The following is a 17,288-nucleotide window of genomic DNA, read 5'->3' as shown; positions in this document are numbered from 1 at the left end:
CCACCGCCGGATGCCTCCGGCGGGGATATTTTCAGAACATGGAAGGCCGGCGCCTCAGGCGCACACCGGGTTCGACGTGTCCCAGCGGTGCAGCGGGATATGCGGCTGGCCCGAAAGCCGGGCGCGGGCGGTCTGCCACATCTCGTCCCACATGCGCCAGTCCCTGAGTTCCGTTTCGGGCCGGGCGCGGGAGCGGGCAGTGAAGCTGGGGAAGTGGTCGCGGCCGGTCGGCTGGCCGGTACGGTTGAAGCGGATGTCGAAGGACCAGCGGAACCTGTCCGAGGTGTTCGGCAGCGAGGCGTGCGGGGTCAGCGGGTGCAGGAGCACCGCCGAGCCGGCCTTGCAGGGCAGGGGCACCGCGCGGTCCTCAGGGATCAGCTTGCCGGGGATGCCGGTCTGCACCCAGCCGCAATGCTCGATCAGCCCGTCCCGGTGCGCACCTGGGATAACCTTGAGCGGCGCGCTGTCTTCGGTCACGTCGGTGATCGCCAGCCAGACCGTCACCATGTCGGTCCGGTCCGCGCTTTCCAGCGAGACACCGCGGTCCTGGTGCCAGTCGGTCAGGCCGATATGGGCGCGGATCTCGTCAGAGTGGACCTCGCCCTGGGGCGGTTTCAGGCGGATGTGCTGGATCGGGTTCGATGTGAGCTCGGGGCCAATCAGGCTTTCCACGATATCGAGCAGCTTCGGATGGGTGATCATGTCGAAGGCGGCCGGGCCGAAGTGCATCGGCGTGTCGGCCGTGACCCTTTCGCCAGGCAGCGAGCAGTCCATTGGCTGGAACCAGTCGCAGCCCGCCGCGTAGGCCGTGCTGAGCTTGCCCCAGAAGTCGAGGGCCGCGCCGGGAGGGACGCGACCCTCTGCGCTCCACCCGTCGTATAGCCGGTCCATCAGGGTGGAGTATTCGGCGTGCAGCGCCTCGAGGATGGCCGGGGACAGGACGTCCCCGACCACCAGGTAGCCGTCGCGCTCGAAGGCGGCGACCTGGTCCGCTGTCAGTCCCTTCGGTTCGGTCGTAGAGGCTTCGGCGGACATGGAGCTTTCCTTTCCTAGAGGAACACCGACACGAGGGACGGATAGATCAGCAGGACCGACAGCGCGAGCAGCTGGATGCCGATGAAGGGCAGGAAGCCGCGGAAGATGTCGGTGAGCGAGATATGCGCCGGGGCGACCGACTTCAGGTAGAAGGCGGCGGGGCCAAACGGTGGCGACAGGAAGCTGACCTGCATGTTCATGCAGAACACCACCCCGAACCAGATCGCGACATGGGACGGATCCAGGCTGCCGATGAAGCCGATTTCCTCGACCGGCAGTTTCAGCACGATCGGCAGGAACACCGGCATGATCAGCAGTACGATGCCGACCCAGTCCATGAACATCCCCATGATCAGGAAGATGAACATCATGACCAGGATGATCCCCATGGTGGGCAGCTCGGCGCCGACGATCAGGTTGGCGACATAGGTCGGCCCGCCCGCCAGCGTGTAGGCTGCCGCCAGCGCCGCAGCGCCGATCGTCACCCAGATGATCGTGCCCGTCGACTTCAGCGTGCGCATGACGCTGTCCCAGACCACGTCGAAGGACATCTCACGCCGGATGACCGAGATCAGGAACACGGCGATCACGCCCATGCCCGCAGCTTCGGTGATGCCGGTGATGCCACCGTAAATCGAGCCCAGAACCACACCGATCACGATGATCGGAGCGACGAGGCCCTTGCCCATCTGCCAACCCTGCGCGGTGCGCTCGCGGCCGAAGACGAAGAAGATCAGCGCCAGCGACAGCAGCAGGGCACCGCCCAGCCAGGGCAGGTCCGACATCATGCCAAGCGGGATCGGCTCAACGCCTTCGGTCACGGCGTTGGCGCCGGTGGCTGTCAGGAACAGCAGCCGCAGCATCAGCACGGCACTGGCGCCAGCCACGAGGCAGGACAGGAAGGCCAGGAACAGGTTCCGTTTCTCGCCGCCGCTGGGCTCGCCCGGAGCCGCCTCGGGCAGGGGGGCCTGGTCCGGGTTCAGCTGCGTGCGGATGATGATGTAGGCGATGAAGAACGAGGCCAGCATGAAGCCCGGCAGGAAGGACGCGGTGAACAGCGCCTTGATCGAGGTCTCGGTCACCAGCCCGTAGAAGATCAGCACGATCGACGGCGGGATCATGGTACCCAGCGAGCCGCTTGCGCAGATCGTCCCGATGGCGAGGTTCTGGTTGTAGCCGAGGCGCAGCATCTGCGGCAGGGCGATCAGGCCCAGCAAGACGACCTCGCCGCCGATGATCCCGGACATGGCGGCCATGATGACGGCCATGATCGAGGTCACGATGGCAATGCCGCCGCGGGTCTTCGAGAGCCACACGTTCAGCGAGGAATACATGTCCCGCGCGATACCGGAGCGTTCCAGCAGCGCTGCCATGAAGATGAACAGTGGTACTGATATCAGCACGTAGTTCGTCATCTGCCGGTATATCGCCTGGCTGAGCACGGCGAGTGGGCCGCGCCCGAACTTCGAGAAGTCGCCCGAGAGGACTTCTCCGAACAGCAGGTCCGGGCCGAATTTCAGCACCAGCGTCACCAGCGCCAGGAAAGCCGAGGCAAAGCCCAGCGGCATCCCGATCGCCAGCAGCACGAACATGGACAGAAGCAGGATCAGCGACAGAGTGCCGATATCAACCATTGTCGCGGTCCCCTTCCAGAGTACGGCGGATGTTCTCGATTTCGGTTTCGTCGATCTCGTCGGCCGGGCTGTGATGCTCGGGGGCCTTGTTCCAGTCGGCGATGAGGTTCGACAGCGCCTGGAGGGCGACGAGACAGATGATGACGAGGATGCCGACCTTCACGGTCGCGGGGATGGGCGGATCCCAGGCGGTGCCGAAGGTCTCCATCCGCAGGGCCTTGGTGTAGGCCTCGTTATAGGCGCCCCAGACAAGGCCGATTGTGAAGACCCAGATCAGGAATACCGAGATGCAGTCCGAAAGTTTCTGCATCCAGCGGGGCATCATGTCGTAGATGATGTAGATGCGGATGTGGCTGCGCTGCTGCATGGCGTACTGGCCCGCGAACAGGAAGACCATCGCGGCGATCCACAGCGAAAGTTCGTTTGCCCAGAGGGTGGGCTTTTCGAACACGTAGCGCGAGATCACCTCGTAGAACATAACGATGACGATGAAGATCACGCCGATCATCGCCAGTCGCGACAGGACCAGCGACAGGATGTCGAAGAATCCGTTCGCCTCGATCTCGATCGCGCCTCTCGTATCCGAGAGGAAGATTGAACTGCTGAGCAGCGCTATGCACAGCAGGATCAGCATCGCCTGGACCATCGGCTTTCCGGACGGGCGGATCATTTCGTGCATGCCGAGCTCGGAATTGCCCGTTGCGTAGGTAACGATGAGCCAGGCGGCCATCAGGACCGTCAGGGCCACGCTGACGATCATCGCCAGCTTGACGGGTCCGCGTAACGGGCCGAGCCAGACGCTTTTGGATTGCATGCGGGCATCCTCCGGCAGCAATGGATTAAGACGAAATGGGCGAGCCCCGAGGGGCCCGCCGCAGGATCAGGCGAACTAGCCGTCAGGCCGTCCGCATCACTCGGACAGCAGGCCCAGCTGACCCAGGTAGGCCTTGTGGCTGTCGACCAGCGCACGGGCTTCCGGGGTCTTCTCGGCCCAGCCTTCCCAGGCTTTCTGGGCGGCTGCACGGAACGCGGCGCGGTCTTCGGTCGACCAGTCGTGCAGCGTCACGCCGGCAGCCTGAAGGTCGGCAGCGGCCTGCGCGTTGGCGCGCTCGAAGTAGAGCGCGGTCTGCAGCGCCAGTTTCTGCATCGCGGTCTCGATGATGCGCTTGTGGTGGTCGGCCAGACCGTCCCAGACGTCCTTGTTGCAGGCCAGGTGGTCCGACGGCATCGAGTGGAAGCCGGGGTAGGTGGCGTGCTTGACGATGTCATAGAGACCCATGCCGACGTTGTTCGCCAGGCCCGAAGCGTCGGCGCCGTCGATGATGCCGGTCTCGAGCGCGGTGAAGATCTCGGTGAAGTCCATCACGATCGGCGAGGCGCCCAGCTCGGCGAAGATCTCGGTTTCCAGTCCCGGGGGCGAGCGGAACTTCCAGTCCTTCAGATCGTCCGGGCCGGCCAGCGGCTTGGACGAGGACATCGATTCCTGACCGTAGATCCACCAGCCGATCAGCTGCATGCCGTGCTGGTTGTAGAGCTCCTGGGCCGCTTCCAGACCGCCACCGTAGTACAGCCAGCTCAGCTGCTGGTAGGGGGTGTCGTAACCGCCCATGATGTCGCCCACGAACTGGAACGCGGGATTCTTGCCGGTTTGGTAGGCGCCACCGGTCATGTCGCAGTCGAGGATGCCGTTCGCGGCGGCGTCGAAGGTTTCGACGGTGGCCACGACCGAGGACGAGTGGAACAGCTCGATGTCGATCTCGCCGTTCGACATGGTTTCCACGTCATCGGCGAACTGCGCCGACAGGCTGCCCGACACCGAGTCGGCAGCGTAGTGGTTCTGGATCCGGAGCGTGACCTCCTGCGCGAAGGCGCTGGTTGCCAGAAGAGCGGCCGTCGCGGTTGCCGCGACGAGTGTCGTGTGTCTCAAGTTTCCCTCCCTGTGCCGCGATAGGCGTGCGGCATGGTGTGTTGCTGTCTGGCCCGTTCTGGGCAGGCCGTTCGACAAGCTAGACCGACTCGGCAGGGTCTGGCAATATCTTCGGTATACCAAGCGCCGGTTTTTTAAGATTGACCAACAATAAGGCGCATCGGGAGGAAGATCGCGGATGTCGCGAAACGAAGCCGAAAGCACCGCCCCGAGCGGTGATTTCCGCACGCTGCCGCAACGGGTGGCCGAGGAATTGCGCCGCAGGATCGTAATGGGAGAGTTCCCGCCCGGGGCCAACCTGCCTGAACGCGAAACCTCTGCGGCGCTTGGCGTCAGCCGCACACCCCTGCGCGAGGCGCTGAGGATCCTGGCCAACGAGGGCCTTGTCGAGGTGAAGCCGGCGCGCAGCCCGGTGGTCGCTGATCCCTCGGCCGCCGACCTCGCTGACATGTTTTCGGTACTGCGCGTGCTCGAGGCGCTTGCCGGGGAACAGGCCTGCCAGAACGCCAGCGACGCCACAATTGCAGGGATTCGCGCGATCCACGAACGCCTCCTTGCGCTGGTCGGTGGCGGCGATCAATCGGCCTTTTTCGAAACCGACATGGCCTTTCACGAGGCGATCGTCGCAGCGTCGGGAAATGCCGCGCTGTGCAAGACCCATGCCGAGTACAACGCGCGGCTGCGGCGGGCGCGGTTCATGGTGGCGCGGGTCCGAACCGACCGCACGCGGATCGTGACCGAGCACACCGAGATCCTGAACTCCATCGAGGCGCGCGATACGCGCTGGGCGGCGGCCACTCTGGACATCCACCTTCGCAGCGCGAATCGCAAGATCATGGAACTGGCTGCGCCCTCCCAGACGGGGAGCGACCGACCGCCGCGGAACAGGTAACCCGGGAAACCGCCGAATCGTGGTATGCTTTCCTCCGCGGGCGTTATGGCGTGCGCCCCGCGATCAAATAGCCGCGAAGATCGGCAGACCACGGGGAGAGACCACCCATGACCACGCGACGCATGTCCGTGCGCCGCAGCCTTGTGATTTCGGCTGCAATCCTGGCAGGCCTTGGTGCACCTGCCACCGCCCAGTTCATCCCGTCAGGCGAGTCCATCCAAGGGCTCTATCCCGGCAAGGCCTATTCGCCTTACGCTCAGCGCGCCTTTCCCAGCCGCGTCTTCTGGGGCGACACGCATATCCACACGGGCCTGTCGATGGATGCCGGTCTCTTCGGGAATACCACTGACACCGAGACCATGCTGCGCTTTGCTCGCGGCGAGGAGGTCATGGCGTCATCCGGTCAGCCAGTGCGCCTGTCCCGCCCGCTCGACTGGATCGTGACCACGGAACACTCGGATGGCATGGGGATGATCACTGACCTTGCCGCCGGTGCACCGAACATCATGGCCTCCGAACAGGGCGCGCGCTGGTCCGAGGCCTTGCAGCAAGGCGGGGAGGCGTCGGCTCAGGCGGCGCTTGATCTGATCACCAATTTCTCACAGGGCACGATGGATCCGAAGCTGATCGCGGACTATTCGCCCGGCTCGCCGATCTATGCCTCGGTGTGGAAGAAGATCGTCGACACGGTCGAGGAGTACAACGATCCGGGGACCTTCACGGCGTTTCACGGCTACGAGTGGACCTCATTGATCCGCGGAAACAACATGCACCGCAACGTCATCTTCCGGGACGATGCCGACCGGGCCCTGCAGATGGAGCCGATGGTAACGCAGCCGCCCGTCGGTTCGACCGATCCGATGGACCTGTATACCTGGCTCGAGGAATACGAGTCCAAGACCGGTGGGGACGTCTTCGCACTGTCGCACAACGGCAACCTCTCGAACGGGATCATGTTCCCGACCGACACCCGCTATGACGGCTCGCCGGTAGACGAGGCCTATGTCCGCGCCCGGGCCCGTTGGGAGCCTCTTTATGAGATCACCCAGATAAAGGGTGATGGCGAAGCGCACCCGACGCTCAGCCCCGAGGATCCCTTTGCCGACTACGAGACCTGGGACGCAGGCAACCTCGACCTGACCGAGGCCAAGACGCCCGAGATGCTGAAGGGCGAATACGCCCGCGAGGCGCTGAAACAGGGTATGGCGCTGGAAAAGGCGCTGGGCGTGAACCCCTACAAGTTCGGCTTTTCGGGTGCGACCGACAGCCATACGTCGCTGGCGACCGCCGACAGCGACAATTACTTCGGCAAGGCCACAAACGCCGAGCCGTCTCCGACCCGCGCCGAGCATCCGTTCACCAAAACGGACCAGGGGGAGTTCCCCGGCTGGTCTCTGGTCGCCTCGGGCTATACCGGCATCTGGGCCAAGGAGAACACTCGCGAGAGCCTGTGGGACGCGATGGTCCGCCGGGAAACCTATGCCACGACGGGTCCCCGCATGATGGTGCGCTTCTTCGGCGGCTGGGAGTTCGACGACAACGATCTGCGCTCGCGCGCACCTGCGTTCGCCGGCTACGACAAGGGCGTGCCCATGGGCGCCGACCTGCGGGCCGCGCCCGAGGGCGCAACCGCCCCGAACTTCATGGTTTACGCGCTGCGCGACCCGATCGGGGCGAACCTCGACCGGGTGCAGATCGTGAAGGGCTGGATGGACGCGGACGGCCGACTCCACGAGAAGGTCTACGACGTCGCTTGGTCCGGCGACCGGGAGCCAGACGCCAACGGCATGGTCCCCGAGGTCGGCAACACGGTGGACGTCGAGGCAGCGAACTACACCAACACGATCGGCGCCTCGGAGCTTGCAGCGATCTGGACCGACCCGGAGTTCGATCCCGCCCAGCAGGCGTTCTACTATGCCCGCATTCTGGAGATCCCGACACCGCGCTGGGTGCTCTACGACAAGCTTCGCCTCGGCGCCGAGATCCCCGAGGATGCAGTTTTGGTCGGGCAGGAGCGGGCCTACACCTCGCCGATCTGGTACTCGCCCGCCGGTTGAGGCTGGTCACAGCAGTGCGACGACCGTGGGCGACGCCGCCGCCCACGCATACCTTTTCAGAAGAACAGGGGAGACTTCGCCATGACCAGCAGACATCTCTGCGCGCTGATGCTGACGACAGCGCTGACGGCGCCATCGGCTTGGGGGTTCGAGCCCGCGCCGGAAGCCTCAAGCCTCGTGAAGGCGTTTCCGGGCGAATCCTACTCACCCTACGCGGCGCGCGGCTTTGCCGACCGGCCGCTGTGGGGCGATACGCACCTGCATACCTCGACCTCCTTCGACGCGGGGTCATTCGGCAATCGTCTCGATGCTCGCGAAGCCTATCGTTTTGCCAAGGGAGAGGAGGTTGAGGCGACAACTGGCTTCCAGGCGCGGCTGTCACGCCCGCTGGACTGGCTGGTCGTCGCGGACCATTCCGACAACATGGGCCTCTTTGACCTGATCTTCGCGCAGGACCGCTCGATCATGGCCGATCCCGACGGCAACCGGATCGCCTCGGCCATTGCGGAAGGCGGCGATGCTGCGGTCGGCGCGACCCTTGAATTGATCGACACGTTCTCGCGCGGCGAGGTGATTTCGGAGGCGCTGTCCGTCGAGCCGGGCACCAAGGCCTACCGCTCGGTCTGGCAGCGCCAGATTGCCGCTGCCGAAGAAGCCAACGATCCGGGCAACTTCACTGCCTTCATAGGCTACGAGTGGACCTCGCTGGTCGAGGGCAACAACATGCACCGCGTGGTGATCTACCGCGACGGGGGAGAACTGGCCCGGCAGGTCGACCCGGCGACCACGACGCCGCCCCTCGGCGATCCGAATCCGCGCGCGCTCTGGGCGTGGATGGAGAACTACGAGGAGGTGACGCGCGGCGACGTGCTGGCCCTCGCGCACAACGGCAATCTCGCGAACGGGATAATGTTCCCCCTTGAGGCGCAATACGACGGCGTCGCGCTCGACGAGGAATACGTGACGCAGCGCGCGAAATGGGAGCCGATGTACGAGGTCACCCAGATCAAGGGCGATGGTGAGACGCATCCGTTCCTGTCGCCTGCCGACGAGTTCGCCGACTACGAGACCTGGGACAAGGGCAACCTGAACCTGTCGGAGGCGAAGACCGACGACATGCTCGCCGGGGAATACGCGCGCGAGGCGCTCAAACGCGGCATGCAGATCGAGGCGCGCCTGGGTACGAACCCCTACAAGTTCGGCATGGTAGGCTCCACCGACAGCCATACCTCACTTGCCACCGCGCAGGAGGACAACTTCTTCGGAAAGCATTCCGGAACCGAGCCGAACCCCGAGCGGCCCTCGCATGTCGTCGGCCAGTTTGGTGACGTGGCGATCATCGGCTGGGAGCAGGTGGCCTCGGGCCTTGCGGCCGTCTGGGCCTCTGAGAACACGCGCGATGCGATCTTCGACGCGATGGAGCGGCGGGAAGTCTACGCCACGACCGGCTCGCGGCTCGGCGTGCGCTTCTTCGGCGGCTGGGACTTCACGGTGGAGGATTTGACTTCGCGGACCCCGTCGACCATCGGCTATGCCAAGGGCGTGCCCATGGGCGGAGACCTCGGCCAGGCGCCCGATGGTGCCTCGGCCCCGAACTTCATGATCTTCGCGCTGAAGGATCCGATCGGGGCGAACCTCGACCGGATCCAGGTCGTAAAGGGCTGGCTGAACGCCGAGGGCGAGACCGAGGAACAGGTCTACGATGTCGCGTGGGGCGGCGACCGCGAGCCGGATGCCGACGGCAAGCTGCCCGCGGTGGGTTCGACTGTCGACGTCGCGCGCGCGACCTGGACCAACACAATCGGTGCGGCCGAGCTGGGCACCGTCTGGACTGACCCGGACTTCGATCCGACCCAGCGGGCGTTCTACTATGTCCGAGTGATCGAGATCCCGACGCCGCGCTGGACCGCCTATGACGCGTTCCGGATGGGCGCGGAGGTGCCGGAGGAAAGTCCGATGGAGACGCAGGAGCGCGCGTACACTTCGCCGATCTGGTACACGCCCCAAGGGTAGGTCGTTTCGGCGACCGCCGGACCCGGGTTGGCCGGGGGCCTCCGGCGGGGATACTTGAAGAAATTGGAAGGCGGGCGCCCGAGTGTCGAGCGCCCGTTCACGTTACTCGGCGGCTAGGCTAGACGCGGTGGCGTCCTGAAGCCGGCGCCACATGCTGAGCGGGGTCAGCGGCATGTCGACCCGGCGGACGCCGCGGGACCAGACGGCGTCGAGCGCAGCATTGGTGACCGAGGCCATCGCGCCGACGGTGCCGGCCTCGCCGCAACCTTTCATGCCGATCTCGTTGGTCGAGGTGGGCACGAGTTCCGTGTTGAAGCTGATCATGGGGAAGTCGGCGGCGCGCGGCATCGCGTAGTCCATGAAGCTCGCGGTCAGCAACTGGCCGGTCTCGTCATAGACGCAGTTCTCGACCAGCGCCTGGCCGGCACCCTGGGCGATGCCGCCGTGGACCTGTCCCTCGACGATCTTCGGGTTGATCAGCACGCCGAAATCGTCGACCACGGTGTAGCGCACGCATTTGGTGACGCCCGTGTCGGGATCGACCTCGACCTCGGCGATGTGTGCGCCGTAAGGGAAGGCACCGGCCTTGAAGGCGTGCTCGTGTTCGGTACGGAGCAGGTCGCTGCGGCCCGTCTCGCGTGCCGTGGCCGCGAGGTCCATCAGGCCCACTGACTTGTCGGTGCCCGCGACCGAGAAGGTGCCGTCCTCGAAGACGATGTCGGGGCGGGCGACCTCGAGCTCTTCTTCGGCGAGATCCTTGAAGCGTTCGATCATCAGGTCCGAGGTGGCGTTGATCGAGTTGCCCTGCGCGGTGCCCGAGCGCGAGCCGCCGGTGCCGCCGCCGCTCTTGATCAGGTCGCTGTCGCCCTGGAAATAGCGGATCTTGTCGAACGGGATCCCGGTGCGGGCGTGGAGCATCTGGGCGAAGACCGTTTCGTGTCCCTGTCCGTTCGACTGGGTGCCGGCATAGAGGTTCACGAACCCGTCCTCGGCGAATTCGATGGTCGTGGTCTCGTTCTTGGCGCCGAGGATCGACTCGATGTAGTAGCTGAGGCCGATGCCGCGCAGCTTGCCCCGCGCCTCGGCCTCGGTCCGGCGGGCGGGGAAGCCGTCGACGTCGGCTTCCTTCATCGCACGGTCCATGACGCGGCCGAAATCTCCCACGTCGTAGACCGATTTCGAGAAGGTGGTGTAGGGGAACTTGTCCTTCGGCACCCAGTTCTTGCGGTGCAGGGTGAACGTGTCGGTGCCCAGTTCCTTGGCACAGGTGTCCATAAGCCGCTCGATCACGTAGATCGCCTCGGGGCGGCCTGCGCCACGATAGGCGTCGATCGGCGTGGTGTTGGTGTAGACGCCCTTTACGCCGAAGAAGCCGGTCTGCACATCGTAGATCCCGGTCAGCACTTTCAGGGCCAGTTCCGACTGGATGTGCTGCGCGTAACCGGAGTTGTGCGCGCCGAGGTTGCTGACCGAGTTGATACGCACAGCCAACAGCTTGTGATCGGCGTCGAAGGCGGCTTCGGCCACGGTGACGACGTCGCGCCCGCCGTTGTCCGTCATCATGCCTTCGCCGCGCTCGGCCATCCAGCGGACCGGGCGGTTCAGTTCCTTCGCGGCAAGGCTGACAAGGAACTGCTCGGGGTAGTCCTGCGCCTTGGTGCCGAAACCGCCGCCGACGTCCGGCGTGGTCACGTGCACGTCGGCCGCATCCATACCCAGCTTGTCGGCGAGCGCGTCGCGCACGCCCCAGACGCCCTGGCCGTTGACCGCGTGGTGCAGTCGCCCGCCGACCATCTCCGAGTAGCAACCGCGCGTTTCCATCGGGTTCGACACGATCCGGTTGTCGACGATGTCCATCTTGACCGTGTGTGCGGCCGAGGCAAAGGCGGCCTCGGTCGCCTCGGCGTCGCCGTACCACCAGTCATAGGCGAGGTTGTCCGGCGCCTCGTCGTGGATCGCCTCGCCGCCGACGGCGGTCGCGACGTGCACGGGCAGCTCGTCGTAGTCGATCTCGATCAGCTCCAGCGCGTCCATCGCCTGCGCCTTCGTCTCGGCCACGACCGCGACGATCGCTTCGCCGACGAAGCGCACCTTGTCCTCGGCCAGCATCGGCCGGCGCGGGGTGGTCGAGACGCCGCCTTCGGGCACCTTGAGCACCGAGTAGTCCATGCTGTTGACCAGCTTCCCGTCGAGATCCGCCGACGTATAGACCGCCAGCACGCCGGGAGCGGCGCGGGCCTCATCGACATCGAGCGAGGCGATCTTCGCGTGCGCCACGTCCGAGCGGAGGAACACCATGTAGGCCGAGCCCTCGGGGGCGATGTCGTCGACGTAGCGGCCCTTGCCGGTCAGGAACCGGACATCCTCGGTGCGGGGCGGGGACTGGTGGAGACCAAACTTCGACATCGTGGAATTCCTCGGACGAATGGGATCGGATTGCGGTCACCATAGGGGCTGAGGCCGCAAGGTAAAGTGCCGAAGGGCAGGGAGGATCAGCGGCGGCGTACCGCGCCGCGGCTGCTCTCGCGGCGGACGCCGACGTCATGTTCCCAGACCGAGGGCAGCTTGCCCGCGGGGTCGGCGTAGATCGTCAATTCGGACCCCTCGGGCCACTCCCCCAGCCGGCGGCCCGAGACGAACCAGGACTTGCCGGTCGCGCCGTCTTCGTCCTGCCAGGCCAGTCGGTATTGGGGCACCTTGTTGACCCGCACCCCGGTCTTGATGTGATGGGTGACCGTCGCCTGCCGTTTGTCGCCCCGATCGCGCACGCGAGTCGCCCGCGAGGCGCGGGTCCATGAACGGATGATCCAGAACAGCCCGCCCGCCAGCGTCAGCGCCGAGGCGATCTTGGTCACCCAGATCGTCGTGGTCGTCGTGCCGGGCTCGATCTCGTTCACCGTGGGATCGGGGCGCCAGTAGCGCACCTCGGTCTTGTCGCCGGAGTTCAGCCGGGAAAACAGGCCACGGCCGATTGTCTCCTCCATCTGGTAGGTCTGGCCGTTGGCCGTGAAGCTGTACTCCATGTGGTACTTGGTCCGCTGGTCGCCGTCGCTGTCGGTATAGTAGGACCGCCGCAGGTGGATCACCGTCGCCTGCGTCACCCCGCCGTCATCCGCCAGACGCTGTGCCTTCTGCCCCTCCGAGAGCGTGATCGAGCCGGTCACAAGCGCGATCAGCAGCGGGATCAGGGCGATCCAGCCGTTCAGTTTCATGAACAGGCGGAAGGTGCTTTTCGGGTCTGCCGGTGCGTCCATCGAGGCCTCCTGCGGGGTGCGGGCCCGTTTTCGCCCGCTCTTGTGGCCAAGACAAGGCGTACGCGGGCTTTCCCTTGGCCCCCGCGCGCGTTAATCAGGCCTCCGAACAGACGGATCTAACCGGCAGGACCGCTTCCCATGGCCATGAACAAGACTTTCGACGCCGCCGCCTCCGAGGCTGCCATTGCAGCCGCCTGGGAGCAGGCGGGCGCCTTCCGCGCCGGGGCCAACGCCTCGCGGGACGAGACCTTCTGCATCATGATCCCGCCGCCGAACGTGACCGGCAGCCTGCACATGGGGCACGCGTTCAACAATACGCTGCAGGACATCCTGACCCGCTGGCACCGGATGCGCGGCTTCGACACGCTCTGGCAGCCGGGGCAGGACCATGCGGGCATCGCGACGCAAATGGTCGTCGAGCGGGAACTGGCCAAGGACGGCACGAACCTCACGCGCCGCGATATGGGCCGCGAGAAATTCGTCGAGAAGGTCTGGGAGTGGAAAGAGCAGTCCGGCGGGCGCATCGTCGAGCAGCTCAAACGCCTCGGCGCTTCCTGCGACTGGGATCGCAACGCCTTCACCATGGCAGGCGCTGCGGGCGACACCCGCACGGGCCACGAGAACAGCCCCGATTTCCACGACGCCGTTCTGAAGGTCTTCGTCGACCTTTACGAGAAGGGGCTGATCTATCGCGGCAAGCGGCTGGTCAACTGGGACCCGCATTTCGAGACGGCGATTTCCGACCTCGAAGTCGAGAACATCGACGTCGACGGCCACATGTGGCACTTCAAATACCCGCTGGCGGGTGGCGAGACCTATGAATACGTCGAGAAGGACGAGGACGGGAACGTCACCCTGCGCGAGACGCGGGACTATATCTCGATCGCCACGACCCGGCCCGAGACGATGCTGGGCGACGGCGCGGTCGCAGTTCATCCCACGGACGAGCGTTATGCGCCAATCGTCGGGAAACTCTGCGAAATTCCCGTCGGCCCGAAGGAACATCGCCGCCTGATCCCGATCATCACCGACGAATACCCGGACAAGGATTTCGGCTCGGGCGCGGTGAAGATCACCGGCGCGCACGACTTCAACGACTACCAGGTCGCCAAGCGCGGCGGCATCCCGATGTACCGGCTGATGGACACCCGTGGGCAGATGCGCGATGACGGCGCGACCTATGCCGAGTGCGCCAAGCGGGCGCAGGCGATTGCCGAGGGTGCCGCGTTCACGGAAGGCGAGGTCGACACGCTGAACCTTGTCCCCGACGAGCTGCGCGGCCTCGACCGGTTCGAGGCGCGCAAGCTGGTCGTCCAGCAGATCACCGACGAGGGGCTGGCGGTCACGACCCAGGTCACCCGCACCGACAAGGAAACCGGCGAGGAGGTCACCGAGACCGTTCCCTTCGTCGAGAACAAGAAGATCACCCAGCCTTTCGGCGACCGCTCCAAGGTTGTCATCGAGCCGATGCTGACCGACCAGTGGTTCGTGGCCACCGACAAGATCGTGCAGCCCGCCATCGACGCCGTGCTCGACGGCCGGACCGAGATCCTGCCCGAGCAGCACAAGAAGGTATATTTCAACTGGCTGGAGAATATCGAACCCTGGTGCATCAGCCGCCAGCTCTGGTGGGGACACCAGATCCCGGTCTGGTACGGGCTCGACCTGCACGCGGACAGTTTCCGTGACGACGAGAACGACAACGCGCTCGACGAGGTCGAGATCTTCCGTCTGCTCAATGAAGGGCTAGTCGATTATCGCGAGAAGCACCACGCCGCCGCGGAGTTCGATACCGTCGCCGAACGCTTCCGCGATGACATTGCCGCGGCCCCGATGCCGCTTGATCATGCGCGTATCGTCGAGGTCGAGAACCGCGCTGCGGCGGTCGAGACCTTTGCCGCCAGCCTCGCCGACTACAACCTCAGCCAGGATCCGACGCACCTGGTCTATCCCGTCTGGCGTGACCCCGACGTCCTCGACACCTGGTTCTCCTCCGGCCTCTGGCCGATCGGCACGCTGGGCTGGCCCGAGCAGACCGAGGAGCTGAAGAAGTACTTCCCGACGGACGTGCTGATCACCGGCTTCGACATCATCTTCTTTTGGGTCGCCCGGATGATGATGATGCAGCTCGAGGTCGTGAAGGAGGTGCCCTTCCACACCGTCTATGTTCACGCGCTGGTCCGGGACGAGAAGGGCAAGAAGATGTCCAAGTCCCTGGGCAACGTGCTCGACCCGCTTGAGCTGATCGACGAATACGGCGCCGACGCGGTGCGCTTCACGCTGACCGCGATGGCGGCGATGGGGCGCGACCTGAAGCTATCGACGAACCGCATCCAGGGCTATCGCAACTTCGGCACCAAGCTCTGGAACGCCGCACGCTTTGCCGAGATGAACGAGTGCAAGCCGGACCCGAATTTCGATCCCAAGGCGCTAACCCAGACCGCCAACCGCTGGATCGTGGGCGAGACCGCGCGGGCGCGCGAGGCTGTCGATGCGGCACTGAACGCCTACCGCTTCAACGACGCGGCCAACGTGCTTTACGCCCATGTCTGGGGCAAGGTCTGCGACTGGTATGTCGAGTTCGCCAAGCCCCTGCTGGCCGACGAGGCGACCGCCGCCGAGACCCGCGCCACCATGGCCTGGGCCATCGACCAGTGCCTGATCCTGCTGCACCCGATCATGCCGTTCATCACCGAACAGCTGTGGGGCGACATTGCCGAGCGGCCCAAGATGCTGGTCCACACCGACTGGCCCGAGTACTCCGAAGCCGATCTGGCGAACGCTGAGGCCGATGCCGAGATGGGCTGGGTGATCGGTCTGATCGAGGACATCCGCTCGGTTCGCGCTGAAACGCATGTGCCGGTCGGCGCCAAGATCCCGCTGATCCGGTTGGAACTGGACGCAGCCGGGCAGGCGGCGCTGGAGCGCAACCGCGCGCTGATCGAACGGTTGGCTCGTGTGTCCGAGTTCCAGACCGCCGAAACCGCGCCAAAAGGGGCAGTGACCCTGCCGGTTCAGGGCGGGACGTTCTGTCTACCGCTCGCGGACGTGATCGACCTCGACGAGGAACGCGCCCGGTTGGAGAAGGCTGTCGGCAAGCTCCAGAAGGAAATGGGGGGGCTGAAGGGCAAGTTGAACAACGCGAAGTTCATCGCCAATGCCCCCGAGGAGATCGTTGACGAGGCGCGCGCCCGGCTGGAGGACCTCGAGGCCGAGGCCGCCAAGCTGGACGCTGCGCAGAAGCGACTGGCCGAGATGGCCTGAGCCAATTCGCCGGGGCGTCAGCCCCGGCGTGCGCCTGACCCGAGGGTGGGCGCGAGCCTCATCGCTTGGGGATGCCTTACAACACGTGAGGGACTACCGATGACCGACCGCGCCCCCCGCCTGACCCCGCTTGTGGCCAGCCTGCCCGCGACCGTGCCCTTCGTCGGGCCGGAAACGCAGGAACGGGCCATGGGCAAACCATTCCTCGCCCGGCTTGGTGCGAACGAAAGCGTCTTCGGCCCTGCGCCCGAGGCCATCGAGGCGATGCGCAAGGCGGCCGCCGAGGTCTGGAAATACGGCGACGCGCAGAACCATGACTTGCGCGCGGCGCTGGCCGAAAAGCACGGCGTCGCGATGGAGAACGTCCTGGTCGGCACCGGGATCGACGGCCTGCTTGGCAGCCTCGTGCGCCTGCTGGTCACACAAGGCACGCCGGTCGTGACCTCGGACGGGGCCTATCCGACCTTCAACTACCATGTCACGGGCTTCGGCGGCGTGCTCCACAAGGTGCCCTACAAGGATGACGCCGAGGATCCGCAGGCGCTTGTCGCCAAGGCGGCGGAGGTCGACGCGCCGCTGGTTTACATCTCGAACCCCGACAACCCGATGGGCAGCTGGCACGATGCCGCGACGATGCAGCGGATGATCGACAGCCTTCCCGCGGGCGCGGTGCTTTGCCTCGATGAGGCCTATGGCGAGTTCGCGCCCGAAGGCACGCTAACGAAGGTGGATGTCGGCAACCCGCAGGTCATCCACATGCGGACCTTCTCGAAGGCTTACGGCATGGCCGGCGCGCGGATCGGCTATGCCATCGGTCATGCCGAGTTGATCGCCGCTTTCGACCGGGTGCGCGACCATTTCGGCGTCAATCGCATAGCGCAGGAGGGGGCGCTGGCCGCGCTCCACGCGACCGACTGGCTGGAGCATGTGCTGGAGCATGTGGCGCAGGCGCGCGAACGGATCTCGGAGATCGCGCGGGACCATGGGCTTGTGCCGCTGCCCTCGGCCACGAATTTCGTGACCATCGACTGCGGGCGGGACGGAGACTATGCCCGCGCCGTGCTGAAGGAACTGGTCGCGCGCGGCATCTTCGTACGGATGCCCTTTGTCGCGCCGCAGGACCGCTGCATCCGCATCAGTGCGGGCACCGGGCCGGAGCTTGACGCGTTCGAGGCAGCCTTGGGCCCCGCGCTGAAAGCGGCTCGGTAGCCC

At 65.4% G+C, this 17,288-nt stretch carries 11 protein-coding genes; 5 read left to right on the top strand and 6 right to left on the bottom strand.

The features are described 5' to 3' along the window. Positions 1-54: 54 nt before the first annotated feature. The 4 genes from ACW9UR_RS14780 to ACW9UR_RS14765 all read right to left on the bottom strand — a co-directional run bounded on the left by ACW9UR_RS14780 (position 55) and on the right by ACW9UR_RS14765 (position 4,596). Positions 55-1,035 (bottom strand): phytanoyl-CoA dioxygenase family protein, encoded by a 981-nt coding sequence (locus ACW9UR_RS14780; protein ID WP_458917773.1) that lies wholly within the window; start codon positions 1,033-1,035, stop codon positions 55-57. 14 nt (positions 1,036-1,049) lie between these two features. Beyond that, on the bottom strand, positions 1,050-2,669 hold the full coding sequence (locus ACW9UR_RS14775) for a TRAP transporter large permease (protein WP_458917772.1): 1,620 nt from the start codon (positions 2,667-2,669) through the stop codon (positions 1,050-1,052). Beyond that, positions 2,662-3,483 (bottom strand): TRAP transporter small permease subunit, encoded by an 822-nt coding sequence (locus ACW9UR_RS14770; protein ID WP_458917771.1) that lies wholly within the window; start codon positions 3,481-3,483, stop codon positions 2,662-2,664. Before ACW9UR_RS14770 ends, ACW9UR_RS14775 begins: the two co-directional genes overlap by 8 nt. A 96-nt stretch (positions 3,484-3,579) precedes the next feature. Beyond that, positions 3,580-4,596, bottom strand: coding sequence for a TRAP transporter substrate-binding protein (locus ACW9UR_RS14765; RefSeq protein ID WP_458917770.1), 1,017 nt, complete (start codon positions 4,594-4,596; stop codon positions 3,580-3,582). A gap of 178 nt (positions 4,597-4,774) precedes the next feature. On the opposite strand from ACW9UR_RS14765, the gene ACW9UR_RS14760 reads away from it, so the two are divergent. From ACW9UR_RS14760 to ACW9UR_RS14750, 3 genes are all read left to right on the top strand, one after another. Next, complete coding sequence (locus ACW9UR_RS14760) at positions 4,775-5,488, top strand: GntR family transcriptional regulator (RefSeq protein WP_458917769.1); 714 nt, start codon at positions 4,775-4,777, stop codon at positions 5,486-5,488. 107 nt (positions 5,489-5,595) lie between these two features. Further along, positions 5,596-7,545 (top strand): DUF3604 domain-containing protein, encoded by a 1,950-nt coding sequence (locus ACW9UR_RS14755; RefSeq protein WP_458917768.1) that lies wholly within the window; start codon positions 5,596-5,598, stop codon positions 7,543-7,545. Between the two features lie 81 nt (positions 7,546-7,626). Then, entirely contained in the window at positions 7,627-9,558 is a 1,932-nt protein-coding gene (locus ACW9UR_RS14750; RefSeq protein ID WP_458917766.1) for a DUF3604 domain-containing protein, read from the top strand. A gap of 102 nt (positions 9,559-9,660) precedes the next feature. Here ACW9UR_RS14750 and ACW9UR_RS14745 read toward each other — a convergent pair whose 3' ends face one another. After that, complete coding sequence (locus tag ACW9UR_RS14745; protein ID WP_458917765.1) at positions 9,661-11,964, bottom strand: xanthine dehydrogenase family protein molybdopterin-binding subunit; 2,304 nt, start codon at positions 11,962-11,964, stop codon at positions 9,661-9,663. Between the two features lie 86 nt (positions 11,965-12,050). Then, positions 12,051-12,812 carry a DUF3592 domain-containing protein gene (locus ACW9UR_RS14740; protein WP_458917763.1) on the bottom strand — a complete coding sequence of 254 codons (762 nt, stop codon included), beginning with the start codon at positions 12,810-12,812 and terminating at the stop codon, positions 12,051-12,053. Between the two features lie 138 nt (positions 12,813-12,950). Between ACW9UR_RS14740 and ACW9UR_RS14735 the strand changes: the two genes are divergently transcribed. Both ACW9UR_RS14735 and ACW9UR_RS14730 read left to right on the top strand, forming a co-directional pair. Beyond that, a complete protein-coding gene (locus ACW9UR_RS14735) occupies positions 12,951-16,076 on the top strand; it encodes a valine--tRNA ligase (RefSeq protein ID WP_458917762.1) in 3,126 nt (1,041 codons plus the stop codon). Positions 16,077-16,175: 99 nt separating this feature from the next. Then, on the top strand, positions 16,176-17,285 hold the full coding sequence (locus tag ACW9UR_RS14730; RefSeq protein ID WP_458917760.1) for a pyridoxal phosphate-dependent aminotransferase: 1,110 nt from the start codon (positions 16,176-16,178) through the stop codon (positions 17,283-17,285). The last annotated feature ends 3 nt before the right edge of the window (positions 17,286-17,288 follow it).

It is taken from the genome of Halovulum sp. GXIMD14794 (genome assembly GCF_054457455.1).
The sequence above is the reverse complement of the archived record's forward strand: the minus strand, read 5'-3'. Positions and strand labels throughout refer to the sequence as shown.